This is a genomic window from Nocardia sp. NPDC059180 (genome assembly GCF_042754945.1).
GTDB lineage: Bacteria > Actinomycetota > Actinomycetes > Mycobacteriales > Mycobacteriaceae > Nocardia.
In genome coordinates this window covers 19,054-42,654 of record NZ_JBHZBU010000001.1, presented here as the reverse complement: position 1 = coordinate 42,654, position 23,601 = coordinate 19,054, and the positions used below count along the sequence as shown (strand labels likewise).

The window sequence follows — 23,601 nt, the reverse complement described above, 5'->3', positions numbered from 1 at the left end:
TTTGCGCATTCCTCGGTACCGAGAAGGGAAACGATAGGCGCCGATCCCTACCTCGGCGAATATCTACATCGTGTCGTCGCTCATTCGTTACCCGTCTTTCGAATTCGTTGCAGCGGAGGGCGATCGGTATCGCGGGCAGAGTACCCACACGTGCCGACACGAGTGCGGATCGGGCGACGCCGGAGTGATCGGCGCCGCAATCAGGTCGGCGTCGGCGATATCTCTACGCTGTGCAGACCGGGTTACAGCGGCGTGCGCATCAGGATGACGTTGTACTGATTGTGCACCGTGAGCAGGAAATACAGGTCGCTGCCGGTCTGGTACGGGTAGACCATGGGCGCGTACGCCGTCGGCAAGGCTGCGGCCTCGATCAGGGTCCGGGGCGGGCTCCACGGGCCTTCCGGTGCGGGAGCGGTGCGCAGGACGACGGAATTGGCGGGGTCGGTGGTGAGCATGACGAACTGGCCGAGATGGTCGTTCCACTGCACCGACAGCTCGGCGACGCCGCCAACGATGGGAGCGGCGGCCTTGGCATCGTTCGGTTTCCAGCCGTGGCCGTCCCAGTATTCGTAGGCGTCGAGATTCGCGATATCGGGTTCTTTCACCCGGGAGATGTATCCGGCGTGATCGCGACCGGCCGGGGTGCCGTATTTATAGACGTAGCCGCCGCTCTTGACGAAGGCGTTCTGCTGGAAACGTTCGAAGCCGTCGACATTCGCGCGGCGGGTGGTCGGCAGCTGGGCCCAGGTCTGGCCGCCGTCACCGGAGACGGCGAGGGTGGAGAAATTGGTGTCCCACTTGCCGTGATCGCCCCAGTGCCGCACCGACATCATGCTCATGTACTGCACACCACCCACGGAAATGCCCGCGGTGGGGATGAGGCTGATCTCGATGCCCGGAATCTTCGGGCTCGGTAGCGGATTCGGCACCACACCGTCGAAAATGATGCCGTCCGACGGGTTCGGATCGTGGCTGCGGAACAGCACATTGCTGGTCCAGGCCCAGACACTGCCCGCGAGCAGATTCGGCACACCGAGCCCCGCACTGTCGCCGAAGGCCGTGATCATCCCGCCGCGGCCGTCGTCCCACATGATGCCGAGGTCGGTGCCGAGCACATTGGCGTTCTGGGTCTGATTGGGGCTGTCCATCCCGGTGACCTGGAAGATCGCCTGCGTTGGCCCCGCCAGCGCGGGCAGCCCACGCGGCTGGCCATTCAGCCCGGGAATCGGATTGACGTTGTTCGGGTCGGCAATGGCCGGACCGGCGAGAACCATCGAGCACACCGCGCCGACCACCCCGGCGCGCGCGAACGCGGACAACGATCGGTTCAGCCGCACGTTTCCTCCTGTGCCGTGATCTACCCGTTCCGAACGTTACGCAGGAAAACCTTAGCCGGACCCACCGACACCTGCCAGATATAGCAAAGCGGCCCGGGAGAACCCGGGCCGCTTCGGTATTGCTATCGGCGCGTCAGAAGCTGGCTTCGTCCAGCTCCATGATGTCGTTGTCCAGGTTGGCCAGCACCGCGCGGGTGGAGGTCAGCTCCGGTAGGACGTTGCGGGCGAAGAACTGCGCGACCGCGACCTTGCCGGTGTAGAAGGACTCGTCGGCACCGGTGACGCCCTCGTCGAGCTTGGCGCCCGCGACCTCGGCGTGGCGCAGCAGTTGCCAGCCGATGAGCAGGTCACCGACGGCGAGCAGGAAGCGCACCGAACCAAGGCCGACCTTGTACAGCTCCGACGGCTGCTCCTGGGCGCCCATCAGGTGCCCGGTCAGGGTGGCGGCCATGGCCTGCACATCCTCGAGCGCGGTGGCGAGCAGCTTGCGCTCGGCCTTGAGCCGGCCGTTGCCCGCCTCGGACTCGATGAACTTCTGGATCTGGCCGGCCACGTGGGCCAGGGCGACACCGCGATCACGGGCGATCTTGCGGAAGAAGAAGTCCTGCGCCTGGATGGCGGTGGTGCCTTCGTAGAGCGAGTCGATCTTCGCGTCGCGGATGTACTGCTCGATCGGGTAGTCCTGCAGGAAGCCGGAGCCACCGAAGGTCTGCAGCGATTCGGTCAGGTACTGGTAGGCCCGCTCGGAACCGACACCCTTGACGATCGGCAGCAGCAGATCATTGACGCGGAAGGCGGTGTCCTTGTCGGCACCCGACACCAGCTCGGCGATGTCGTCGTTCTGGTGCGCGGCGGTGTAGAGGTAGATGGCGCGCAGGCCCTCGGCGTAGGCCTTCTGCAGGGCCAGCGAGCGACGCACGTCGGGGTGGTGGGTGATGGTGACGCGCGGCGCGGCCTTATCGGTCATCTGGGTCAGGTCCGCACCCTGCACGCGCTGCTTGGCGTAGTCGAGGGCGTTCAGGTAACCGGTCGACAGGGTCGCGATGGCCTTGGTGCCGACCATCATGCGCGCATTCTCGATGACGTCGAACATCTGCGCGATGCCGTTGTGCACCTCGCCGACCAGCCAGCCCTTGGCGGGCACGCCGTGGCCACCGAAGGTGACCTCACAGGTGGCCGAAACCTTGATGCCCATCTTGTGCTCGACGTTGGTGACGAAGACACCGTTGCGGTCGCCGAGGGTCTCGGTCTCGAAGTCGAAGTGCCACTTCGGCACGTAGAACAGCGACAGGCCCTTGGTGCCGGGTCCGGCGCCCTCAGGGCGGGCCAGCACCAGGTGCATGATGTTCTCGAACAGGTCGTCGGAGTCACCGGAGGTGATGAAGCGCTTGACGCCCTCGATGTGCCAGGAGCCGTCTTCCTGCTTGACGGCCTTGGCGCGGCCCGCGCCGACGTCGGAGCCGGCATCGGGCTCGGTCAGCACCATGGTGGCGCCCCAGTTGCGCTCGGCGATGGTCTGAGCCCACTTCTTCTGCTCATCGGTGCCGTTGTTGTAGAAGACCTGCGCGAAGCCCGCGCCCGCCGCGTACATCTGCGCGGGCGGGTTGGCGCCGAGGACCATCTCGCCGAGGGCCCAGCCGATGACGCTGGGCGCGCCGAGGCCGCCGAGCTCCTCGCGCACCGGAACCTTGGACCAGCCCGCGTCCTCGAGGGCGCGGTAGGACTTCTTGAACGACTCCGGGAGGGTGACGGTGTGAGTCTCCGGATCGAAGACCGGCGGGTTGCGGTCGCCGTCGACGAAGGAGTCGGCCAGCGGGCCTTCGGCCAGGCGCCGGACCTCGCTGAGCATTTCCTTCACGGTCTCGGTGTCCAGGTCACCGTAGGCGCCGTTGTCCAGCAGCGAACCGATGCCGAGGACCTCGAAGAGGTTGAACTCCAGGTCCCGGACGTTGCTCTTGTAGTGGCCCATGTCTGCTACTCACTCTCCATCGAGTTGGTGCGGTCGGTTGTTCTGCCGTTCCCGCCCGTTGTCGCCTCCGGGTAGCCATACCGGTTTTCCGCATGCTACTCGCGGGTAACTTATGAGCCATATTACCGGCCGGTAAGGCGGTCGCAAAGACGAACCCCGCCAATGTGACGCGATGAACACGCCGCCGGCCTCGGGCCCGGATGCTGGCAGTTGACCTGCGGTTACTGTGAGGTGTGCGGATCGAGACGAGTGCGGGGCCCGCCGAGGTGGAGCTACGACGGCCGCGTGGGGCGAAGTTCCTGCTGCTGCTCACCCACGGCGCAGGCGGCGGCGTCGATGCCAAAGATATTCTGGCTGTTCGCGATTCGGCCATCGCCGCCGGTGGCGCGGTGGGGCTGGTGCTACAGCCGTATCGAGTCGCGGGCGGGCGGGCGCCCGGATCGGCACCCAAACAGGATGCGGCCTGGCTCGAGATCGTCGACGCGGTGCGTCGGCGGGTGGGTAAGAAACTGCCGCTCATCCAGGGCGGACGCAGCAACGGGGCGCGGGTGGCGTGTCGCACCGCGATCGAGGTGGGTGCGCGCGGCGTGATCGCACTGTCCTTTCCGCTGCATCCGCCGGGTAAACCGGAGAAATCCCGGCGGGATGAGCTGCTCGCACCTGGACATATCGAGGTCGTCGTGATCAACGGCGGTAGCGATCCCTTCGGGGTTCCCGACCCGGCAGACGCCGCCGAGGTATGCGTTATCCCAGGCCAGCCGCACTCTTTCCGGACCGGATTCGATGTCATCGCCGAGACGGTGACGCCGTGGTTCCAGCGCTGGAGTAACTAGCGCGGATGTGGCGGCGACGCCGGTAGCCGTACCCGGCCCGGCGTCGTGAGTCGACGAAGCAGGCCCGGAGCCCGCGGCAGGGGTGATCGTGGACTCTCGGTGTCGGCGGTGATACATGCGTGGTGATCAGGCGGGTTGCGACTGCTGTTCGCCCTCCGGATCCAGGTCGGCGCGCGTGGCGATGACGAGGGCGTCGATGGCGTCACGCTCCTCGGTCGGTCGTTGGACCCGGTCGGCGACGCGGATATGGATATCGGGGAGCCCGGCCAGGTCCGCGACGATGTCGTCCGGCGTGAACAGGATCTCCGGGTCCTGCGGGCCGCCGTAACCGTCGGTGAGGTTGGTGCTGTCGTGGCCGAGTACGAGCAGGGTTGCGCCGGGGCTCAGGAGTTCAGCCGCCCGCCGCACCAGCGGGCGACGCTGGGCGGCGGGCAGATGCAGGAACACCATCAGCACGAGTTCGAAGGGTCCGGTGATCTCGGCGCTGTCGAGATCGGTGAGATCGGTGCACTGCCAGGTCAGCCTGTCCCGTACCGAACGGGACAGCCGGGTCGCGACAGTCCGCCCCTTGTCGATACCGACCTGCGAGAAGTCCACGGCGTGCACTTGCCAGCCATGGGTGGCCAGCCACAGCGCATTGCGCCCCTCGCCGCAGGCCAGATCGAGGGCGCGCGGCAGGTCCGGGACGACGCCGTCCGCTCCCTGATGCAACGGCGTCACCCGGTCCAGGCCGAACACATGCTCCACGACGGTGCTGTTCGGCGGTGCGCCCCACACCAATTCACCCTGCGCGTACCGCGCATCCCAATCGGCCGCGTCCATAGCGGCCAGTGTATTGACCGCCCGAGCCCTCGATGTCAGGCGGTGAACTCGGGCAGCCAATCGACCGGCGTCGCCGTACGGATGTGGATCAGCACGTCGAAGGCGTCGGCGAGCGAGTCGACGGCCATCATGGCGTCGTCGTCCTCGGCCGGGTCATAGACACCGCTGATCGTGCGCAGTTTCGCGGGTGTGTGACGCCACTGGTCGACGACGCCGGCAGCGTCTCCGCGCAGGTCGACGGCAAAGGCGGGCAGGTCGACCGCGCCAAGGGTCGCGTCGAGGAGCTCGGGTGCCGGATCGGGCGCGATCGCGAGGCCGAGGTCCCCGTGGTGGAAACCGATCGCGACCGAGGTGTACTTCGCGCCGAACTCCGCCCGGAGATGGTCGCCCGCGCCTCGGAATCGAGCCGGATCGGTCCTTCCGACGCCGGCCGCCGAGGCCGCGGTGTGTCCGATCCCGTCCCAGTAGACGATCTTCGCGCCGGTACGCCGGTGCCGCTCGACGATGGTTTCGGCCTGCACGCGCTCATCCACGGCGAAACCACCCCGACCCGCGACGCTGTAATGATGGAAATCGACGATCATGCGCATGCGCGCGGCGATGTCGTCGGGGATATCGGGCAGCTGCTCGAGCAGAGCCAGGGCGTCGCGGGCGTGCTCGGCGAACGGGCGCCCGGGGTGGATGCCCTGATGGCGCTGCACGTGTTCGTCGACGCGATGCGCGGTGCGGATCGGGTCCAGGTGGGATTCCAGCGATGCCGAGGCGTCCGGGGCGTGCTTCCGTACGTGGTCGATGACCGCGTCGTAATCGGCGGGCTCGGCCGCGGGTGGCACGATGCCGAACACCGTGACCGGATCGTCGGGATGCTGTTCGTTGAACGCGCGGATCCATTCGAGTGCGGCCACCATTTCCGCTGTCCGCCATGGTCGCCAGGCCTCGCTGAGCGCCGTCGCCGGATCGCCCTCGCCGGTACGGACGTAGGCGTCGAGCCGGTCCCCGGAGCGTGCGCCGTCCTGGATGGCCAAGGCCCGGAAGCCATGTTGCTGCACCAGAGCCCGGAAGATGCGCTCGCGCACGCCGAAGGTCTGCCGGGAGAACCGGGTCGACTCGCCGAGTCCGACGACGGTCGCATCGGCGAGCCGCGCAACCATGGGATCGAGATCGGGGCCGACGGCGTCGGATTCGGTCCGCAGCGGCTGAGCGCGTGCCCGCAGCCACTCCTGCACGGCGGTGATGTCCGGACTTGTCTGAGTATTCGCGGTCATCGGTTCCTCCCGGGTCGGTCGAGCATGATTCCCCGAGACTCGTACATCAACCATTGTTCAGGTCAAGTCCGCACGCGAACCCCTCCGAAAATGCCGATGCCCGCGCTGCTCGGCGCGGGCATCGGTGGGAGCGAGGGTATTTACAACTGAGTCCGCATCAGCACCACGTTGTACTGGCTGTGCACGGTGGTGAGGAAGTACAGATCGCGCCCGGTCTGGTACGGGAAGATCGCCGGCGCGTACGCGGTGGGCAGTTCGCGGGTGTCGATCAAAACCTCCGGCGCGCTCCACGGGCCGACCGGCGAGGATGCGCGACGCATGACGACCGAGTTCCACGGATCGGTGGTGAGCGAGATGAACTGGCCGAGATACTCGTTGTACATCACCGACAATTCGCCGACACCGTGCATGATCGGGGCCGCCTTGTTGACGTCACGGATCCAGCCGCCGCCGTCCCAGTACTCGTAGGCGCCGAGGTTCTGCATCTCGGGCTCGCGCACCCGCGAGATGTAGGCGGCATTGTCTCGACCGCCCGGCGTGCCGTAGACGTAGACGAAGCCGCCGTCCTTCAGGAAGGCATTCATCTGGAAGTTGGCGTTGCCGCCCTCGTTCGGGCGCCGGGTGGCGGTGAGATCGGCCCAGGTCTCGCCATTGTCGGCCGAGGCGGCCAACCCGGAGAAGTTCGTCGTCCACTCGCCAGGAGCGTCCCAGGTCTTCACCGACATCGTGCTCATGTACTGCACGCCGCCGACCGAGATGCCCGCGGTGGGGATGCGGCTGATCTCGAGGAACGGAATCTTCGGGCTCGGAATCAGATCCCTGGCCTGACCGAAGACGTCGCGCACCACGCTGTCGAAGAAGATGCCATTGGACGGGTCGGTGGTGTGGCTACGCACCAGGATATTGCTGCGCCAGGCCCACATGCTGCCCGCGAGCAGATTCGGGAAGCCGAGACCGGCCGTATCGCCGAAGGCGGTGAGCATCTCACCGTGCCCGTTGTCCCACATGATGCCGAGGTCGGTGCCGAGCACGTTGTAGTTCTGGGTGACGTTCGGGCTCGCCATGCCGGTGACCTGGAATACCGCTTTGGTGCGCCCGGGCAGGTTGGGCAGTCCGTTGGTGCCGTTGAGCACCGGGATCGGGTTGATGGCGTTTGGGTTTGCCGTGGCCGGGGTAGTCGCGGTGAGAAGCAGGGCCGAGGCGCCCGCGATCGCGGTCAGCAGGATGGACGCGGTTCTGCTCACTGAGTCGGGCCTCCGGGGTCGCGCCGAAACGGGCCTCGATCCACGGCATGCACGTGTGTCGTGCACCACATTTCGGCTGGCTGGCAAATCGTCGGAAATGCTAGCAGTGAATTCCCCGAAATTGGGGGGTTGCGCCCGCGACCGGCCGATCCTCCAAAGTTATTTCGTTGTTTTTCCACCGGATCCCAATGCGCGCCGCACGATCAGCGGCAATTGGGCAGCACGCTCGAGGGCGAAGGCTCGGCGTGCGGAGGCATGCCAGGCGCGGTCGATGAGGCGCTTGGCGCTGGCGACGGCTTGCGGCGGCCGGGCCGCGATGCGGTCGGCCAGCTTCTCGGCCTCGCCCATCGGGTCGGCGCTGATCTCGGTGATCAGGCCGATGCGGTCGGCGTAGGCGGCGTCGACAATGTCGGCGGTCATGGCGAGCAGCAGCGCTTGATCGGCGCCGACGAGCTTGGCCAGCGTCGCGGTCCCGGTCATATCCGGGATCAGGCCGTGTTTGACCTCCATGACCGAGTATTCGGAATCGGGGGTGCCGAAGCGGACATCGGCGGCGAGGGCCAGCTGCAAGCCGCCGCCGTAGCAACGCCCGTGCACTACCGCGATCACCGGGACCGGCAGCCTGCGCCACGCCCAGCACGCTTCCTGGAAGGTGTTGGTGCCGCGCCATGGCAGGGGGACGAAGTTGCGCACGATGGCGAGGGGGTCGCCGGTGGCCTCGGCGATGTCGAGGCCACTGCTGAAGCTGGGGCCGTTGCCGGACAGGATGACCGCCCGTACGTCGCGATTGGTGCCGACGGTGTGCGCGGCGTCGATCAGTTCGCGCAGCATGTCGATGGTGAGCCCGTTGTGCTTATCCGGGCGGTCCAGCGTGACGTAGGCGCGTTCGCCCTCGAATCGCACCGCGATGTGTGAACCCATGGCCGGTATCTTACTCTTTAGTAAGATCGAATGCGGGCCGGTTTCGTACCCTCCGGGGCGCAGCCGCCGCCCGGTGGGACGGTCCGCTGAGTGGAAGTGCCACCCGAAGCCGGGCCACGCACCGCCCGGCTCGCATAGTGTCGATCCCGGTGGTCGTCATCGGACTCGATCGCGACGGCCACGTGCTGCTCATCGAGAGGACACCCCATGACCGATCTGGTGCTGGTCGAACGGCGCGATGCGATCACCGTGCTGACTGTGAACCGCCCCGAGGCCCGCAATGCCGTCGACCTGGCGACCGCGCAGGCCATCGAAGCGGCCGTCGACGCGTTCGAGGCCGATGTGGAAGCCAGGGTGCTCGTACTCACCGGCGCGGGCGGCACTTTCAGCGCCGGAATGGATCTGGTGGCCGCCTCCCGTGGCGAGATGCCGATCACCCCGCATCGCGGCCCATTGGGGATCGCCGCGAAGCCGCCGGTCAAGCCGATGATCGCGGCTGTCGAGGGCTTCGCGCTCGCGGGCGGATTCGAGCTGGCCTTGTCCGGCGACCTGATCGTGGCCGCTCGCGATGCGCAGTTCGGGATTCCCGAGGTCAAACGTGGTCTGGTCGCGGCCGGTGGCGGCGTATTGCGGCTGACCCAGCGCCTGCCTCGCAGTACCGCTGCCGAGCTGGCGCTGACAGGCGGCAGGATCAGCGCCGAGCGGCTGTATCAACTGGGCCTGGTCAACCGGGTCACCGAACCCGGCGGCGCGCTCGATACCGCCCTCGAGCTCGCCGCCGAGATCGCGGCAGCGGCTCCGCTGGCAGTGGCCGCCAGCAAGCGGATCATCGACGAATCGCCGGACTGGACCGCCGCCGAAGCCTTCGCCAAACAAGGTGAGGTCGCGCTGCCCGCCCTGTTCTCCAAGGACGCCGCCGAAGGCGCACTTGCTTTCGCGCAGAAACGCGAGCCGCAGTGGCAGGGACGCTGACCCACTAACCTCGGGTCCGGCCGTCGCCTCGCAGGGGGAGGCGGCGGCCGCTTTCGTGCGACTACCGCCGATCGCCCAGCAGTACCTGAGCGCAGGCGGCGGGGTCGTCGTAGAACGGCGTGTGGCCGAGGCCGTGCAACGTGATGTGCTTCGCGCCGGGAAGGTATTGGTTCGCGCGGCGGGACTGGGTGGCGTAGGTCAGCAGGATGTCGCGGTTGCCCCAGGCGATGGTGACCGGAATATCTGCCAAGGCGGCGGGGTCGGGGAGGCGGAAGTCGGTGAAGGACGCGAGGGCGTCATCGAAACCCGGCGCGTCGATGGCGCCGAGTGCGGTGGCGATCGCGGTGTCGGTGTCGAGCGCCCACGGCTTGCCGACCACCAGACTGAGGAAGGCAGTGCGTCCGGCGGCGGTGCCGAGCACCTTCGGCAACAGGGACCGCATGCGCCCGCCGATGACCTTCGACTTGCCCAGCGACTGCTGACACCAGATCCGGCCCGCGGTGTCCCAGAAGCCGATCGGCGAGTAGGCGGTGACCGCGCGCGCGAGCCCGCGTGCGCCGAGTTCGAGCGAGATCCCCCCTCCCATCGAATTGCCCGCGAGGTGCGGGTTTTCGATGCCCTCCGCGGCGAGGAAATCGGCGAGGGCGTCGGTGAGGGTGGCGACGGAGGTGTGTGGCAGCGGCTCCGATTCGCCGAAACCGGGCAGATCCACCGCGATCACCTCGAAGGATTCGGCGAGCGCCGGGATGATCGGCTCCCACACCTGCCTGCGGCTGCCGACTCCATGGACCAGGACCAGTGGTTCGCCGGAGCCGGACCGGTCATGGCGCAGCGTGCTCATCGTCGAACTCCGATCGATTGTCTGGTTGTGCCGGAAGACTAACAGCGGGCGGGTGCTGTCAATTGAAACTCGGGGCTGGCGCGGAACCTGATGATCGGTACGATAAAAGGTATGGCAACGCGTAAGGTCACCCTTTCGCTGGACGAGGCCGCCTGGTCGTTCGCCGAACAGGCCGCTGCCCGCGCGGGAATGTCACCGTCGGCCTGGATCTCCAAGGCCGCACGCCGCGAAGCCGTGCGCACCGGCGTCGGCCCGGCTCCCGATCCAGCCCAGATCGCCGCCCAGGCGGCCATCGACGCGGCCGAATTGGCCGCCGCCGAGGAGGCGATGCGTGCGCAGGGGTGAACTCTGGCTCTACCACCCGCACGGTTCGCCACGACACCGCACCGTCGTGCTCATCAGCAGCGACGGCATCAACGAATCCCCGCGCCCTTGGCTGATCGCCGCCGAAGTGCTCGACCAGGACCCCCAGGACATCCTCGCGGTGCAGCTCGGTGCGCTCGGCTGGGTGCACGCGGGCAATATCGGCCGGATCTATCGCGGCTGGCTGGCCGAACAGGTGGACGAGGCCGAGCCGGAGACGATGGACCGAATCGACACCGCCCTGCGCGCCGCGATGGATCTCTGAGATCCGCCCCCGAGATCAGTCGCCGAATGCGCAGGACCGGGCTGTGTAATACACGGAATCCGCCCTTCGGGTTGCGGACCTCGCCCCGCTGCGGCTACACACGGTGCGTGGATTCGGCCGCATCGGCGGTGCGGGCCATCGACCCGGCGCCGGCCGTCGGGTCGGCAACACCACCTGAGAGAGGAATTCGGTGCGGATCAAGCTCATTGCCACGGCGCTCATCGCCCTGCCGCTGCTGGCTGCGTGCGGCGGCAGCGATGCCGAGGCGGCCCCCGTCACGGAGGCAGACCTGTCCAAGTCCATGCAGGACAAGGGCATGCAGGACAAGGCACTCGCCGATTGTGTGGCGAAGGTCTTTGTCGCCGAGGGCATCTCCCAGGACGGATTGCGCACGCTGCTCAGCGGCGAGCACGACCCGCAGGCCCCGGATGGGGAGAACTTCGGGATGAGCCAGGAAGACGCCGACAAGACCCGAACGGCGCAGGCCAAGATCGTCACCGAATGCGTGAACCTGCCGAGCTGACGGGATGAGCGGTGCGCGGATCAGATCGCGATGACGATCTCGATCCGCGCCCGTGACCCGGCCACCAGATCTTCGGCCAGGCGGACCGGCTTCTTCACCGGCAGCACGTAGGTGGCGCGGGACTTGTCCGGGAACAGCGAGGTCGACCAACGGCTGCCGCCGATGGTCACCCGGACCCGCACCGCGCCGAATCCGCCCGAGCGGTGCCCGTAGATTTCCTCGATCTCATCGGCGATGTCTTCCGGTAGGTCGACAAAATGCCACGAGCCCTGCCCATGGTGCTCCCACACTTGCGCCGTAAACGTGTACCGCCCGCCAGCCACGATGCGACCATAGCCCGCGGCACCGACACGATGCGTTTCGATCGCGCTGCGCGTAACAGGTGATCTTTGCGGCGGACTCGGCGATCGTTGGCTGATGACATCCACCGCCGCGGGCGCGGTCGAGCGCTACCGGGCCGGGCGGACCCGTGACGGCGACCGTTGGCTGCTCAACGGCGTCAAGTACTACAGCACCGGTTCGCTTTTCGCCGACGTTCTCGCGGTGTTTGCCAAGCTCGACGATCCGGAGGAGCTGACCGGTTTGCCGCCGGGGGGGAGTACGTGGCGCGCCACCGCTGCACGGCGTGATCTGAGAACGAGTGAGGAGACGAAAGTGGCAGTGACGGTTGTCGTCGGCAATCCGAAACCGGCCTCGCGCACGCTGACCGCGGCGACACAGCTGGCCGAATCGCTGTGCCCGGACGTGGCGCCCGACGTGGTGGAGCTGGTGTCGTTCGGGCACGGCCTGCTGTCTTGGGGCGATCCACAGGTCACCGAGGCGGTGCGCACAGTGGCTGCTTCCGAGTTGGTGGTGTTCGCCAGCCCCACCTTCAAGGCCACTTACACCGGTCTGCTGAAGCTGTTCCTCGAACAATTCGATGGCGGAACCGGACTGTCCGGTGTGCTTGCGGTGCCGCTGATGCTCGGTGCGGGCCCGGCGCACGCCCTCGCCCCTGACCTGTTGCTCAAACCTGTTCTGGTGGAGCTGGGTGCCACCACGGCGCTGCCGGGGCTGTACCTGTCGGATCGCACCTTCGCCGACGACGGCGTCATCGCGGACTACAGCCTGCGCTGGCGGCCGGTGGTCCAGGCGCTGACCGCCGAGGCCGGAGTGCCGAATCATGGATGAACTGTTCTCCTCACCCGCCGACGGCGCCGGTCTGCGCCGCGCGTTCGCCAACTTCCCCAGTGGTGTGGTCGCGGTCTGCGCCCGGGTCGACGGCGTACCGCACGGTATGGCGGTGGCGACCTTCGTGCCCGTGTCGCTCGATCCGCCGCTGGTGTCGTTCTGCGTGCAGAACACCTCCTCCACCTGGCCGCGCCTGACCACCGCGAGCCGCCTCGGCCTGAGCCTGCTCGGCACCGAACAGCAGGACGCCGCCCGCGCCCTCGGCAGCCGGTCCACCGACCGCTTCCATGGATTGGACCTGCACCACGGCTCCGGCGACGCCGTCTTCATCGACGGTGCGTCGGCGTGGATCGAAGGCACCGTGCACGCCCAGGTCCCCGCCGGTGACCATCAGGTCGTCATCCTCGCTATCGACCGCCTCGCCACCCATCCGCACCGCGAGCCGCTGATCTTCCACGGTTCCCGGTTTCGCCTGCTGCGCGCGGGCTGAACGGCGTCGCGTCGGGCTGACTTGCGTCGTGTCGGGTCTGAACGGCATCGCGTCGGGGCTGACTTGCATCGCGCCAAGTCCGAACAGCATCGGCCCAGGACTCGGCGGCATCGGCCCAGTTCGTCATCCGAGGGCGACACGCGCGGGCGTCCGGTTTCGGGCGTGGGGGTTGCGGTGTCCCGCTGGGTAACCCATCGTGGAAGACGCTGGGTCAGGGCTTTTGTTCTACAGTCCAGTCGTACCTCGAACGACGAGCGAAGGGGGCCGAAGTGGCGCGAACTGTGCGGATCGATCCGGATGCGGTGAGCACATACAAGGTGGTCGCGGATCAGGTGGCCGGTGAGCTCGCGGGTGCCGCGGCGCAGCTGGCGCCCGGAACCGATGCTGCCCGCATCGCCGCCGGAGTGGGGTTGCTCGGCGCCGATTTCGCGACCGAGTTCGTCGCGGCCGTCGGCGACGATCACACCGCGCTGACCACGGCGGCGACGCTGGTCAGCGCCTATGGGCAGACGGTGCAGGGGCAGGCCGCAGCGGCCGGTGACCTCGACGCCGATGGCGCCGCCGCGCTCGGCCGGGCGGGTGAGCAGGCATGAAACCGATCTCCGATCCGCCGATGGTGACGGTGCTTGCCGAACCGTTGCGGCGGTTGCGTTCCGGGCTGGGATCGGGTGCGGCCGCCCCCGATCAGCAGGTGCTCGGCGCCTTGACGACAGCCTCGGCCACCGCCGATGCCACCGAATCCACCCACACCCGTGGCCTGCACGCGCTGGAATCGACCTGGTCCGGGCAGGCCGCCGACACCGCGGTGCCCGTCATCCGCACCACCCGCAGCGAGATCGGCGCCGTCGCCGACCGTGGGCCGCAGTACGCAGCGCTGCTGTCGGATGCCCAGTTCACCAGTAGTCGCGCGGCACGCGAGGTCGACGTCATCATCGCCGATTTCCGGCGCGATGCCCGCTCCATCCTGGACACCGCCACCTCGGCGCCGGAGACCGACGCCGTGATCGACCGTGCCGCCCAGGCCATCCGGGAGGCGCTCGGCGTGGTGAACACCGCCCAGGGCGACATGGACGGCCACCGGCAGCGGCTGCGCGATATGGGCCCGATGACGATGACCACCCCGCAGGGCGTGCTCACCACACCCGGCGCCGTCCCCGGGACCACCACGACGGTGCCGGGCGCGGTCCCTGGCCAGCCGATGGATCCGGCGCTGGCGATGCAGTTGCAGTTGCAGCAGCAGCTCGTGTCCGCAGGCGTGCAGCTCGGCACCACGGCCATCGATGCCGGGGTGGAACTCGGATCGAAGATCATCGACCGGATCGCCGACGTCGGCCTCAAAGTCGTCGACACCGTCGGCGCGCAGGCAGGCACCGCCATCGAGCAGGCGCTCAACCCGAACAAGGCCGAACAGGCGCAGACCGGTCCGGCCTCGACCGCACCCGCCGGTGCCGGGAACCCGGTGCCCCCGAAGGCGTTCGATTTCGGTGGTGGTCCCGCCACTAAGCCGGAGACGGCTCCGTCCGCTCCGGGTGCCGCGATGGCGGCGCCGCCCCCGCCCGCACCCAGGTCGCAGCCGGCCGAGCCGAAGCCGTCCGATAACAGTGGCGGCGGCGCTGGACCGTTCGCCGCACCGCCGCCGTCCTCCGGCGGACAGCACGGCGGCATGGTCATCCCGCCGGGGACCGGCCAGGGCGGCGGCGACCAGGACCGTAAGCCGAGGCCCGGCCAACTCGGGGTGACCGTCCCGGCCACCCTCACCATGGCCACCGCACCCGCGATCGGCGCCGACGACGACCGATGAGCGACAACCCGTTCGACCCCGGGCTGCCGATGGTGCGTGTTCCGCCGCCCCGCAAACGCGGGCGGCGGCGCAGGCCTGCGCCCGAAGGCGGTCCTGGTGACCGCCAAGGCAACTGGGACGACTGGCTCGAAACGCCCACCGGTCCGCTGGAACCGCCCGCGACCGATACGGAGGCCACCGACGAGGAGGCCGAGCAGTGGCAGCAGGAGCCGGAGTACGACGCACCGGAGGAGACGGTCGCCGCCTACCGCGATCACGAGCCGTCACTGTTGCCGCCGCTGATCGACCGCAGCGGCAAGATCGGTGGCGGCTGGCGTAAGCCGCGGTCGAAGCGCTCGACCCGGGACGACGGCAGCGGCGGCGGCCGCGCGCTGAGCATCCTCATGGGTGTGGGGCTGGCGATCGGGATCGCGGCTGTCGCCGTTGTCATCTCGACCTCGTCCGGCGAGGAGGACAAACGCGCGGTGTCCGCCGACGTCCGTGGGCAGACTCCGAACGGTGGTGACCAGCTTCCGTCGGCCAGCTCCTCGACGGCAGCGCCCCCTACTCCGTCGCCCGCTGAATCGCCGGTGGAGTCACCGCCCTACGCGGCCGACGGGTGCGTTCAGCAACTCGACGGCACCGGTGGTGCGGTTGTATCCGGAACCCCCACCGGCGGAACCGGTTCCGGCGCCGACGCGATCTTCGGCTTCGAGCACGCCTACTACGTCGCCCGCGACGGCCACCGCGCCCGCGGCTTCGTCACCGCCGACGCAGGCGTCTCCGACGCCGCGGGCATCGACCGCGGCATCTCGCAGGTCCCCCTCGGCACCCGCTACTGCGTCACCATCACGCCACTCCCGAACTCCGCCCCCGAGCGCTACCTCGTCGACCTGGTCCAGCAGTACCCCGGCGAACCCCCCGACACCTTCAACCAGATGGTCACCGTCGCCACCCTCGACGGCCACACCCGCATCACCCGGATCGAAAAAGCCCCGGCCTGAGCCGGACACGAAAAGACCCCGCCGAAGTTCCGGCGGGGTCTTTTCGATATGGAGCCGATGACGGGAATCGAACCCGCGCTGTCTGCTTGGGAAGCAGAAGTTCTACCATTGAACTACATCGGCAGTACCCGATATCGGGTATCAACGGAGACTGTAGCAGAGTCCGTCCGGTCGGGGGAAAGCTCCAGGTAAGCGCATCTGACCTGCGGGGATCGGGTCTGCTGTGCGGCCCGATTGTCGCCGCTTCCACGGGAATTCGCTGGAGGCGCACATCAGGGGTTGTTTATGACTGACCGGTCATTCATAATAGACTCATGCCAAAGGTTGTCGATCGTGCCGCTCGTCAGCAAGAGATCCTGGATGCAGCCGCCAAGGTGTTCGCGCGCAAGGGGTTCGCGGCCTCGCGGATCGATGACGTGGCGGCGGAGGCCGGGATCGCGAAGGGGACTGTCTACCTGTATTTCGACAGCCGGGACGCGCTGCTTACCGGGGTGTTCGCCAGTTATGTCGCGGAGACGGCGCAGGTGCTGGCCGAACTCGGTGACGGGCCCGCGTTGGAGCGGCTCGCCCGGTTGGTGCGCGGGGCGATGGAGATGCTCGACGCTCATCCCGACCACGTGCGGGTGTTATTGGACGTTTGGGCCGCGAATCCGCCGATCGACCTGGTCGGCGTCTACCGCGACTATCGCGCGGCGATCGGGGAGCTGCTGGCCGAGGCTGCCGATGGTGGTGAACTGCGTCAGGGGATTGATGCGCGGCATGCGGCGGTGATCGTCGCCGCGATCGAAGGATGTCTCGTACAGGCGCTGGTCGATCCCGAGATGTCGCTGCGTGAGCTGGTGGAACCCGTGTTGCAGATCTGTGTGGAAGGGATTCGGCGATGACTCTCATTGATCGGTTGATCGCGCCTCAGGCGACGCGCGCTGAGGTGTGCCTCGGTTTCGGTGCCGCGATCGGCGGGGCGGCAACGGGTTTCGTGCTCGCGATGTCGGCCGGATGGTCGTGGCTCGCAGTGCTGGTGGTCGCGGTGATCGCGTTCGATATGTTCGGCGGGGCGGTCGTCAATGCGATGGCCTCGGCCAAGCGGTGGTACCACCGGCCGGGCCGGACATGGGTTCACCACTTGGGGTTCGTCGGGGTGCATGTGCAGCCGTTCATTCTGGCTGCGGTGGTTCCTGGATTCGGCTGGATCGATGCCGCCGCCATCTACGCGGTGGCGTTGGGTGGCGCCGTGATCGTGACGGTGGCGCCTGAGGCGTTGCGCCGTCCGATCGCCTTCGCAGCCACAGCGTTCGGCCTGGTCGCGGTGACCAGCATGGTCACGGTGCCGCATGAGCTCATGTGGTTCGCGCCCGTGCTGCTGATCAAGCTGCTGCTCGCTCACCTGTTGCCCGAGCAGGCCGGGCGCCCTGACCTGCACGGATCGCCGGCCGGAGCCGCAGCGGCATGAGCGTCGTTATCCTGCGAATGCAGCGTCCGCTACCGCAATCGCATCCCATCTCGACGATTCGATTCGGCGCAGACCGCACACCCGGCAAGTAAGGAACACCCAGCACATGAGCACAACCGCACACGCATTCACCGACGACGCGCTGGGGGAGCTGGACGCGGTGGCCCTGGCCGCGGCGATCCGCGACGGGCAGGTGAGCCGTGCCGAGGTGATCGAGGCCGCCATCGAACGGGCGCATCGAGTGAACCCACAGCTCAACGCCATCGAAACGGAATGCTTCGCACAAGCGCGCGCCTCGCGGCCGACCTCAGGGGTGTTTTCCGGCGTGCCGGTCTTCGTCAAAGACAACACCGACGTCGCCGGATTGCCGACCTGCCACGGCTCGGCCGCTTTCGACCCGCATCCCGCCGCGCGCACCAGCGGTCCGGGCGCGCAGTTCCTGCACCCGGGGTTCGTCGCTCGGCAAGTCGACGCTGCCCGAGTTCGGGCTCACCGCCAGCACCGAGTACGCCGACCGGCCACCCACCCGCAACCCGTGGAATATCCATCACTCCGCGGGGGCGTCATCGGGTGGGTCGGCGGCGCTGGTCGCGGCGGGTGTGGTGCCGATCGCACACGCCAACGACGGTGGCGGTTCGACCCGCATCCCGGCGGCCGCCAACGGCCTGGTCGGGTTGAAGCCGACCCGCAACCGGCTGCTCGATCAGCCGGGCGCGCGGCAGCTGCCGGTCCATCTGGTGGCCGAAGGTGTTCTCACCCGGTCCGTACGCGATACCGCCCACTATCTGGCCGCGGCCGAGCGATTCCACACCAACACCAAACTGCCGCCGATCGGTCTGGTGGAGGGCCCGAGTGATCGACGGCTGCGGATCGGCCTGATCCGGTACGACGTCCGCGGCCGTGCGGTGCACGAGGAAACCGGCGCGGTGCTGGACTCCGCGGCGGCCGTGTTCGCCGGACTCGGGCATGAGGTGGTCGAAACCCGCCTCGATATCGATGACCAGTTCATCGAGGACTTCAAGCTGTACTGGGCCGCGGTCGCGGCGCTGCTGTCGACCTCGTTCCGGGTCGCGCAGCGCAAGCATTTCGACCCGCGCCTGCGCGACCCGTTCACCAAGGGGCTGTCGGCACTGGCGACGAGCCGCCCGCTGGGCGTGGTGGGCGCGGTGCGCAGGCTACGCGCCGCACCCGCGATCTACGACGGCCATTTCACCGAGGTAGATGTGCTGCTCAGCCCGGTGCTCTCGCATCCGGCGCCGCTGATCGGTGAGCATTCGCCGAACCTGCCGTTCGACGAGCTGTTCGCCAAACTCGTCGACTATGTCGGGTTCACCCCGCTCAACAATGTCGGCGGCGGGCCCGCCGTATCGCTGCCACATGGTCGGATGTCGGCGAATCTGCCGGGCTCGGTCCAGTTGTCCGCCCGGCGTGGCGCCGAACGGACACTGCTGGACTTGGCCTACCAGTTCGAGTCGGCCAGCCCGTTCCCGCGTATCACCGATGTGGAGTCCGCGAGCGAACGGAACATGAGTTAGCCGCATCGTGGCCTGCCTCGGCCAGCGCCGTAGGCACTCGGCATCGCCGCGAGTGGGCGTGATCTCCGGCGTCCCCGACCGGGGGGTCGCGGCGGGCGTGGAGTCCGATCGGCCGAGTGCTGGCGGGGCTGGTGTGCGGGCGCCCTGCGCCGTGGGTGGCTCGTCAGGCCGAGGCGCTTACTTCTCCGCCCAGACTCCGAGTTCGTTTCCGCTGGGGTCGGTGAAATGGAACCGGCGCCCGCCAGGGAACTCGTACGGCCCGTTGACGACGGTGCCGCCCGCCGCTTCGACCGCTTCGACCGAGGCGTCGAGGTCGTTGGAGTACAGCAGCACCAGCGGCCCGCCGTGCCGGGTCTGATCGGCCACCGCCAGCCCGCCGACCTCGGACGTTTCGGGTGCAGCGGGGTTGCGGATGCCCGCGTAGGCGGGGCCGTAGTCGTTGAACTGCCAGTCGAATGCTTCGGTGTAGAAGCGTTTGGCCGCGTCCAGATCGGTGACGGCGATTTCGATGTAATCGATGGCGTGGTGGCGGTGGCCGCCGGCGTCGGAATCAGACATGAGCCGATGATGCTCCAGGGGTACGACAACTTCCCGGTGACGCGCGCGCAGAAGCCTGCCACTACGCTCTTGCCCGTGCTGCTTTCCGATCGTGACATCCGGGCGGAGATCGCCGGTGGGCGTCTCGGGCTCGAGCCATTCGAACAAACCCTGATCCAGCCGTCGAGTATCGACGTGCGCCTGGACGGGATGTTCCGGGTGTTCAACAACACCCGATATACCCATATCGATCCCGCGCAGCGGCAGGACGAGCTCACCAGCCTGGTGGAGCCCGTGCCGGGTGAGCCGTTCGTGCTGCATCCCGGTGAATTCGTGCTCGGCTCCACCCTCGAGGTTTGCACCCTGCCCGACGATCTGGCCGGGCGCTTGGAGGGTAAGTCGAGTCTCGGCCGTCTCGGCCTGCTCACCCATTCGACCGCCGGTTTCATCGATCCGGGTTTCAGCGGCCACATCACGCTGGAGCTGTCGAATGTGGCGAACCTGCCGATCACGCTCTGGCCGGGGATGAAGATCGGCCAGCTGTGCCTGTTCCGCCTGACCAGCCCCGCCGAGAATCCCTACGGCAGTGCCGTCACGGGCTCCAAGTACCAGGGCCAGCGCGGGCCGACGCCGTCGAAGGCGTACCTGAACTTCCCGCTCCCGAGCCTGGACCGCTAGCCCGCTCGGCCCAGCGCACAGCTTCCTCGTCTATGCGCCGGGGCCGAGCGCGGACGACCGCTCAGTCCGGCCGATCCGATCCGACCGCCAGCGCCGTGGTGACGATCATCGACAGCGGCGGCAACAGTTCGTCGCGTTCGGGCATTTCGACCCAGTAGCAGCCCTCTCTGGTCCAACGGCCCAGACCGGTCGGCAACATGACAGCACTACCGACAGCGGGAATGCCGATGTCGAGGCGGTTGAGGACTTCCATGATCTGCGAGCCGGGCCTGCTGTCGGGCGCTGCCAGAAAACTCCACCGGATCTGCCTGGCCAGCATCGGCGCTCGGATGCCCTGCTGATCCAATGCCGCGCGGACCTTTTCGGCGCGCTCGGTGGGTAGATGGACCACGCAGGCGCGTGCGGTGATCGGTAGCATCACGAACCCGCCGCGTTCGGTCACCACCAGACCGAATTCGTGCCGGTAGTACGCCGCCCAATCGTCGATCGTTCTCAGCTTCTGCACGTTCATCCCTGAGCCCCCTGGCCCCTGATGTCGGGCCGGTCGGAGTCGGTTTCGCCACCGATTCCAGGCTCGCCGAAATCCCCGGCGCGCCACAAGCGCCCACACGCCGGCGTTCCACTGCCCTTGCGCCGCCAGTTATTCGGCCCGAAAAGCCATGTGGCAGGGCTCACAAATTGCTCGTAATCTGTGGAGGACGTTTCGTTCGGAAGGGAAGACAACGTGGTCCGGCAGTGGTCAGGCAAGGAGACCCGGGCGCTGCGCGACGCCATGCGGATGAGTATCCGGGAGTTCGCCGCCCATTTGGGGGTGCACCAGCGCCTGGTATCCAAATGGGAGGCGGGCGGTAGCCGGGTTCATCCACGCCCGGTCAACCAGGCCGCGCTCGATACTTCCTTGGCCAGGTCCGACGATGTGGTGCGGGCACGGTTCGCGGAGCTGGTCAGTCAGCCCGCGGTACCGCGATTCGACGCGCGAGCCGGCGACTCGGCGCACAGCAGTTATTCGAGCGACGCGGAACTCTTGGACCTCATAGACGCCGGCGCGGTGAGAGGCGATGCGTTAGCAGCGATTTCGGAGAGGGACCTGATTATGGCGGCTGCCCACGAGGCCAGTGAACACGCGAGTCGTGCCGAGAGCACCAATGTCGGCGCGATGACGTTGGAACAGCTCGACGCCGATGTCACCCGAATCGCCAACGATTACGTGCATATTCCGCCGGTACCGATGATGGTGGAGATGCTGCGGGTGCGGCGGCGGGTGTATCGGTTGCTGGAAGGGCAGCAGCGTCCGGCCGATACCAGCCATCTGTATCTGCTCGCGGGCAGCCTGTCCGGTCTGCTCGCCAACGCGAGCACCGACCTCGGCCATTACGACGCGGCCGCCGAACAGATCCGCGCCGCACGGTCCTACGCCGAATTATGTGGCCACAACGGATTACGTGCCTGGACCCGCGGTATGCACGCGCTCATCGAATACTGGTCCGAGCGCCCACGCCGCGCAGTCGAGCTGGCCCAGAGCGGTCTGGAATTCGCGGATTCGGCGACAGCGCGGGTGCGGTTGAGCAATATCGAGGCCAGGATCTGGTCGAAGATCGGCAGCGTCACCGATACCGAGCGCTGCCTGCGCGCGGCCACCGACGCCCGCGGTGGCCCGGGCTCGGACACGCTGCACGATGGAATCGGCGGCGTCTTCGGATTCCCCGACGCGAAGGCCGAGTATTACGCGGGCGCCACCTATATCCATCTGGGTCTGGCCGAGCCCGCGCTCACCGCGACCCAGCAGGCGATCGAGCTGTATTCGTCGGGGCCGTCGTGGCAGCGTTCCTATGGCGCGGAAGCGTTGGCACGCGTCGATTCCGCGGCCGCGCACCTGATCAACGGCAGTCTCGACGGTGCGGCGGCGGCACTGCATCCGGTGCTCGGGCTGGACGAGGACAAACGCATCGCCCAGCTGGAGGAGCGGCTGACCGGTGTTCGGCGCAGGCTCACCGCACCGGCTTTCGATGGTGCTACCGAGGCTGTCGCGCTCGATGAGAGCATCGAGGAGTTCTGCGGTAGCACCGCGGCCAAGGGGATTCCGGCCGGATCTGCGTGAGCGCGGCCACGGGGATTCCGTGACAAGTGGGTGCGAGCGCGACTATTTCGGCTGGTTGAGCTCCACCTTGCTGCACAACCATCTGCCGTCGACCAGTTCCATCGTCATGGCCATCGAGTGCCGGTTGGTCTCCGGTACCGGCATGCCATATTTCGTGGAGGTCTGCGTGACAAGGGTCATCACCTCGGCCCGGTCGTCATTGCCGGATTGGTAGAAACATTGGATGTCGGAGCCCTTCGAGGTCACTTCCATAGGGACCATGAGGTCGCGCATGTTCGCGAACGTATTGGCCCACTCGCTCTTGAGCGCTCCGGTGGAACCGGCCTCGACGGCCTTTTGGAAGGCGTCCAGATCGCGGTAGTCGTAGGTCGTCATAGCCGCGGCGAAATCGCAGCCGGCCTGCCGCGCAGCCTCCCGAGCGTCCTCCACCTGCTTCCGCTCCGTTTCCTGCTGCTGGGCCTGCTGCTCGACCGCGGCCGAGTTGCGCATCGCCACCGCGACCGCCACGCCCGCACCGCCGACCACCAGTACCACCGCGACAATGGCGGCACTGATCAGCGCGATGCGGCGACGGTTTCCGCTCGGTGCTGGTGCGGCTGGATATGGTGATGCCGTCGGCGCGAAGGCCGGGTACTGCATCGGTGCACCGGACAACGCCTCGTTGGCTGCCGCCGCAAGCTCGCCGCAACTACCGAACCGATGCGCCGGATCCTTGGCCATGGCTCGTGCGATAACCGCGTCGAATCCGGGAGGCAAAGCGGGATTGCGGCTGGTCGGCGTAGGTATCGGCAGGTTGAGGTTGGCGTGGATGAGCTGCGCGGAATTCGTCCCCGGATATGGGGCCGTCCCCGTCAGCATGTGGAACAGGGTGGCGCCGAGCGCGTACACGTCGACTCGGTGATCGATCTCGGTGTCGGTATCGAACTGTTCGGGCGCCGCGTAGCGCAGGCTGGCGAACACCTCACCGGTGCGGGTGAGCCCGACCGATTCGTCGAGTGCCTTCGCGATCCCGAAGTCGGCGAGCAGAACCCTCTCCTGCGCACCGCGCGCCAGCAAGATATTGGCCGGCTTGACGTCGCGGTGCAGGATTCCGGCGCGGTGCGCGTGATCGAGCGCGCGAGCCGTCGTGGTGACGATCCGCACCGCATGCGCCGGATGCAACGGTCCCTCGCCGAGCACGGCGCCCACGTCGATCCCGTCGATGTACTCCATCGCGATCCACAGCTGCCCGCCCTGTTCACCGCGCGAGTGCACCGCGACGATGTCCGGATGTGTCAGCAGGGCCGCGGTGTCGGCCTCGCGGCGAAAACGCTCGCGGACCTCCGCGTCGTTGGTCAATGCCTGGCTCAACAGCTTCAATGCGACAGGTCGCGGCAGGTCGGGGTCACGCGCGAGGTAGACCTCACCCATGCCGCCGACACCGAGCAGCCTTTCGATCCGATAGCCCGCGAATTCCTGGCCATCCGCCAGTGACTGCCCCAAAACCGGTTCTCCTCCACCCGCA

General features: G+C 67.6%; 25 protein-coding genes, 1 tRNA gene and 1 pseudogene. 15 read left to right on the top strand and 12 right to left on the bottom strand.

The window, feature by feature from the left end; all coding sequences use genetic code 11:
- Positions 1-242: 242 nt before the first annotated feature.
- Both ACFXNW_RS00205 and ACFXNW_RS00200 read right to left on the bottom strand, forming a co-directional pair.
- Positions 243-1,331, bottom strand: a complete 1,089-nt coding sequence (locus tag ACFXNW_RS00205; RefSeq protein WP_379416213.1) for a DUF4185 domain-containing protein — start codon at positions 1,329-1,331, stop codon at positions 243-245.
- A 139-nt stretch (positions 1,332-1,470) separates the two neighbouring features.
- Complete coding sequence (locus ACFXNW_RS00200; RefSeq protein ID WP_379414721.1) at positions 1,471-3,306, bottom strand: acyl-CoA dehydrogenase; 1,836 nt, start codon at positions 3,304-3,306, stop codon at positions 1,471-1,473.
- Between the two features lie 233 nt (positions 3,307-3,539).
- Between ACFXNW_RS00200 and ACFXNW_RS00195 the strand changes: the two genes are divergently transcribed.
- Positions 3,540-4,139, top strand: coding sequence for an alpha/beta family hydrolase (locus ACFXNW_RS00195; protein WP_379414720.1), 600 nt, complete (start codon positions 3,540-3,542; stop codon positions 4,137-4,139).
- A 126-nt stretch (positions 4,140-4,265) separates the two neighbouring features.
- Here the strand turns inward: ACFXNW_RS00195 and ACFXNW_RS00190 are convergent, their stop codons facing one another.
- The 4 genes from ACFXNW_RS00190 to ACFXNW_RS00175 form a co-directional block, all read right to left on the bottom strand.
- Entirely contained in the window at positions 4,266-4,961 is a 696-nt protein-coding gene (locus ACFXNW_RS00190) for a class I SAM-dependent methyltransferase (protein WP_379414718.1), read from the bottom strand.
- A 35-nt stretch (positions 4,962-4,996) separates the two neighbouring features.
- The gene (locus tag ACFXNW_RS00185) at positions 4,997-6,226 is read right to left on the bottom strand and encodes an erythromycin esterase family protein (RefSeq protein ID WP_379414717.1); all 1,230 of its coding nucleotides are present in this window, start codon (positions 6,224-6,226) and stop codon (positions 4,997-4,999) included.
- A gap of 140 nt (positions 6,227-6,366) precedes the next feature.
- The gene (locus ACFXNW_RS00180) at positions 6,367-7,470 is read right to left on the bottom strand and encodes a DUF4185 domain-containing protein (protein ID WP_379414715.1); all 1,104 of its coding nucleotides are present in this window, start codon (positions 7,468-7,470) and stop codon (positions 6,367-6,369) included.
- A gap of 159 nt (positions 7,471-7,629) precedes the next feature.
- Positions 7,630-8,391 (bottom strand): crotonase/enoyl-CoA hydratase family protein, encoded by a 762-nt coding sequence (locus ACFXNW_RS00175; RefSeq protein WP_379414714.1) that lies wholly within the window; start codon positions 8,389-8,391, stop codon positions 7,630-7,632.
- A 207-nt stretch (positions 8,392-8,598) separates the two neighbouring features.
- Between ACFXNW_RS00175 and ACFXNW_RS00170 the strand changes: the two genes are divergently transcribed.
- Positions 8,599-9,363 (top strand): crotonase/enoyl-CoA hydratase family protein, encoded by a 765-nt coding sequence (locus ACFXNW_RS00170; RefSeq protein WP_379414712.1) that lies wholly within the window; start codon positions 8,599-8,601, stop codon positions 9,361-9,363.
- Positions 9,364-9,424: 61 nt separating this feature from the next.
- Here ACFXNW_RS00170 and ACFXNW_RS00165 read toward each other — a convergent pair whose 3' ends face one another.
- Positions 9,425-10,204 (bottom strand): alpha/beta fold hydrolase, encoded by a 780-nt coding sequence (locus ACFXNW_RS00165; protein WP_379414711.1) that lies wholly within the window; start codon positions 10,202-10,204, stop codon positions 9,425-9,427.
- A gap of 111 nt (positions 10,205-10,315) precedes the next feature.
- Here ACFXNW_RS00165 and ACFXNW_RS00160 point away from each other — a divergent pair, with 111 nt between their 5' ends.
- From ACFXNW_RS00160 to ACFXNW_RS00150, 3 genes are all read left to right on the top strand, one after another.
- The gene (locus tag ACFXNW_RS00160; protein ID WP_379414710.1) at positions 10,316-10,549 is read left to right on the top strand and encodes a hypothetical protein; all 234 of its coding nucleotides are present in this window, start codon (positions 10,316-10,318) and stop codon (positions 10,547-10,549) included.
- Positions 10,536-10,832 (top strand): hypothetical protein, encoded by a 297-nt coding sequence (locus ACFXNW_RS00155; protein ID WP_379414708.1) that lies wholly within the window; start codon positions 10,536-10,538, stop codon positions 10,830-10,832. The genes ACFXNW_RS00160 and ACFXNW_RS00155 overlap by 14 nt, the downstream gene beginning before the upstream one ends.
- 190 nt (positions 10,833-11,022) lie before the next feature.
- Complete coding sequence (locus tag ACFXNW_RS00150) at positions 11,023-11,355, top strand: hypothetical protein (RefSeq protein ID WP_379414707.1); 333 nt, start codon at positions 11,023-11,025, stop codon at positions 11,353-11,355.
- A 20-nt stretch (positions 11,356-11,375) separates the two neighbouring features.
- On the opposite strand, the gene ACFXNW_RS00145 is transcribed toward ACFXNW_RS00150, so the two are convergent.
- Positions 11,376-11,678, bottom strand: coding sequence for a DUF1905 domain-containing protein (locus tag ACFXNW_RS00145; RefSeq protein WP_379414705.1), 303 nt, complete (start codon positions 11,676-11,678; stop codon positions 11,376-11,378).
- A gap of 331 nt (positions 11,679-12,009) precedes the next feature.
- On the opposite strand from ACFXNW_RS00145, the gene ACFXNW_RS00140 reads away from it, so the two are divergent.
- The 5 genes from ACFXNW_RS00140 (at position 12,010) to ACFXNW_RS00120 (ending at position 15,799) form a co-directional block, all read left to right on the top strand.
- Complete coding sequence (locus ACFXNW_RS00140; RefSeq protein ID WP_379416211.1) at positions 12,010-12,525, top strand: NADPH-dependent FMN reductase; 516 nt, start codon at positions 12,010-12,012, stop codon at positions 12,523-12,525.
- Entirely contained in the window at positions 12,518-13,015 is a 498-nt protein-coding gene (locus tag ACFXNW_RS00135; protein WP_379414704.1) for a flavin reductase family protein, read from the top strand. The genes ACFXNW_RS00140 and ACFXNW_RS00135 overlap by 8 nt, the downstream gene beginning before the upstream one ends.
- 269 nt (positions 13,016-13,284) lie before the next feature.
- On the top strand, positions 13,285-13,608 hold the full coding sequence (locus ACFXNW_RS00130) for a hypothetical protein (RefSeq protein WP_379414702.1): 324 nt from the start codon (positions 13,285-13,287) through the stop codon (positions 13,606-13,608).
- Positions 13,605-14,816 (top strand): hypothetical protein, encoded by a 1,212-nt coding sequence (locus ACFXNW_RS00125; protein ID WP_379414700.1) that lies wholly within the window; start codon positions 13,605-13,607, stop codon positions 14,814-14,816. The genes ACFXNW_RS00130 and ACFXNW_RS00125 overlap by 4 nt, the downstream gene beginning before the upstream one ends.
- On the top strand, positions 14,813-15,799 hold the full coding sequence (locus ACFXNW_RS00120; protein WP_379414699.1) for a hypothetical protein: 987 nt from the start codon (positions 14,813-14,815) through the stop codon (positions 15,797-15,799). The genes ACFXNW_RS00125 and ACFXNW_RS00120 overlap by 4 nt, the downstream gene beginning before the upstream one ends.
- A gap of 49 nt (positions 15,800-15,848) precedes the next feature.
- Here the strand turns inward: ACFXNW_RS00120 and ACFXNW_RS00115 are convergent.
- Positions 15,849-15,922 (bottom strand) — tRNA-Gly (locus tag ACFXNW_RS00115).
- 191 nt (positions 15,923-16,113) lie between these two features.
- On the opposite strand from ACFXNW_RS00115, the gene ACFXNW_RS00110 reads away from it, so the two are divergent.
- The 3 genes and pseudogenes from ACFXNW_RS00110 (at position 16,114) to ACFXNW_RS00100 (ending at position 18,784) form a co-directional block, all read left to right on the top strand.
- Complete coding sequence (locus ACFXNW_RS00110; protein WP_379414697.1) at positions 16,114-16,683, top strand: TetR/AcrR family transcriptional regulator; 570 nt, start codon at positions 16,114-16,116, stop codon at positions 16,681-16,683.
- A complete protein-coding gene (locus ACFXNW_RS00105) occupies positions 16,680-17,249 on the top strand; it encodes a hypothetical protein (RefSeq protein WP_379414695.1) in 570 nt (189 codons plus the stop codon). The genes ACFXNW_RS00110 and ACFXNW_RS00105 overlap by 4 nt, the downstream gene beginning before the upstream one ends.
- Positions 17,250-17,355: 106 nt before the next feature.
- Positions 17,356-18,784 (top strand): annotated as a pseudogene (locus ACFXNW_RS00100) (amidase).
- 177 nt (positions 18,785-18,961) lie between these two features.
- Here the strand turns inward: ACFXNW_RS00100 and ACFXNW_RS00095 are convergent.
- Positions 18,962-19,342, bottom strand: coding sequence for a VOC family protein (locus ACFXNW_RS00095; RefSeq protein ID WP_379414694.1), 381 nt, complete (start codon positions 19,340-19,342; stop codon positions 18,962-18,964).
- 75 nt (positions 19,343-19,417) lie between these two features.
- Between ACFXNW_RS00095 and dcd the strand changes: the two genes are divergently transcribed.
- Entirely contained in the window at positions 19,418-19,999 is a 582-nt protein-coding gene (dcd, locus tag ACFXNW_RS00090) for a dCTP deaminase (protein WP_379414692.1), read from the top strand.
- Positions 20,000-20,060: 61 nt separating this feature from the next.
- Here dcd and ACFXNW_RS00085 read toward each other — a convergent pair whose 3' ends face one another.
- A complete protein-coding gene (locus tag ACFXNW_RS00085; RefSeq protein WP_379414690.1) occupies positions 20,061-20,510 on the bottom strand; it encodes a hypothetical protein in 450 nt (149 codons plus the stop codon).
- 213 nt (positions 20,511-20,723) lie between these two features.
- On the opposite strand from ACFXNW_RS00085, the gene ACFXNW_RS00080 reads away from it, so the two are divergent.
- Positions 20,724-22,097: a helix-turn-helix domain-containing protein gene (locus tag ACFXNW_RS00080; protein WP_379414688.1), complete on the top strand. Its 1,374-nt coding sequence runs from the start codon at positions 20,724-20,726 to the stop codon at positions 22,095-22,097.
- Positions 22,098-22,139: 42 nt separating this feature from the next.
- Here the strand turns inward: ACFXNW_RS00080 and ACFXNW_RS00075 are convergent, their stop codons facing one another.
- Positions 22,140-23,579: a serine/threonine-protein kinase gene (locus ACFXNW_RS00075; protein WP_379414686.1), complete on the bottom strand. Its 1,440-nt coding sequence runs from the start codon at positions 23,577-23,579 to the stop codon at positions 22,140-22,142.
- Between the last annotated feature and the right edge of the window lie 22 nt (positions 23,580-23,601).

Coding starts and splice junctions, on each gene's coding strand:
- ACFXNW_RS00200 (WP_379414721.1), bottom strand. CDS start 3,306: ATGGGCCACTACAAGAGCAACGTCCGGGACCTGGAGTTCAACCTCTTC.
- ACFXNW_RS00190 (WP_379414718.1), bottom strand. CDS start 4,961: ATGGACGCGGCCGATTGGGATGCGCGGTACGCGCAGGGTGAATTGGTG.
- ACFXNW_RS00185 (WP_379414717.1), bottom strand. CDS start 6,226: ATGACCGCGAATACTCAGACAAGTCCGGACATCACCGCCGTGCAGGAG.
- ACFXNW_RS00175 (WP_379414714.1), bottom strand. CDS start 8,391: ATGGGTTCACACATCGCGGTGCGATTCGAGGGCGAACGCGCCTACGTC.
- ACFXNW_RS00170 (WP_379414712.1), top strand. CDS start 8,599: ATGACCGATCTGGTGCTGGTCGAACGGCGCGATGCGATCACCGTGCTG.
- ACFXNW_RS00165 (WP_379414711.1), bottom strand. CDS start 10,204: ATGAGCACGCTGCGCCATGACCGGTCCGGCTCCGGCGAACCACTGGTC.
- ACFXNW_RS00160 (WP_379414710.1), top strand. CDS start 10,316: ATGGCAACGCGTAAGGTCACCCTTTCGCTGGACGAGGCCGCCTGGTCG.
- ACFXNW_RS00135 (WP_379414704.1), top strand. CDS start 12,518: ATGGATGAACTGTTCTCCTCACCCGCCGACGGCGCCGGTCTGCGCCGC.
- ACFXNW_RS00125 (WP_379414700.1), top strand. CDS start 13,605: ATGAAACCGATCTCCGATCCGCCGATGGTGACGGTGCTTGCCGAACCG.
- ACFXNW_RS00120 (WP_379414699.1), top strand. CDS start 14,813: ATGAGCGACAACCCGTTCGACCCCGGGCTGCCGATGGTGCGTGTTCCG.
- ACFXNW_RS00110 (WP_379414697.1), top strand. CDS start 16,114: ATGCCAAAGGTTGTCGATCGTGCCGCTCGTCAGCAAGAGATCCTGGAT.
- ACFXNW_RS00105 (WP_379414695.1), top strand. CDS start 16,680: ATGACTCTCATTGATCGGTTGATCGCGCCTCAGGCGACGCGCGCTGAG.
- ACFXNW_RS00095 (WP_379414694.1), bottom strand. CDS start 19,342: ATGTCTGATTCCGACGCCGGCGGCCACCGCCACCACGCCATCGATTAC.
- ACFXNW_RS00085 (WP_379414690.1), bottom strand. CDS start 20,510: ATGAACGTGCAGAAGCTGAGAACGATCGACGATTGGGCGGCGTACTAC.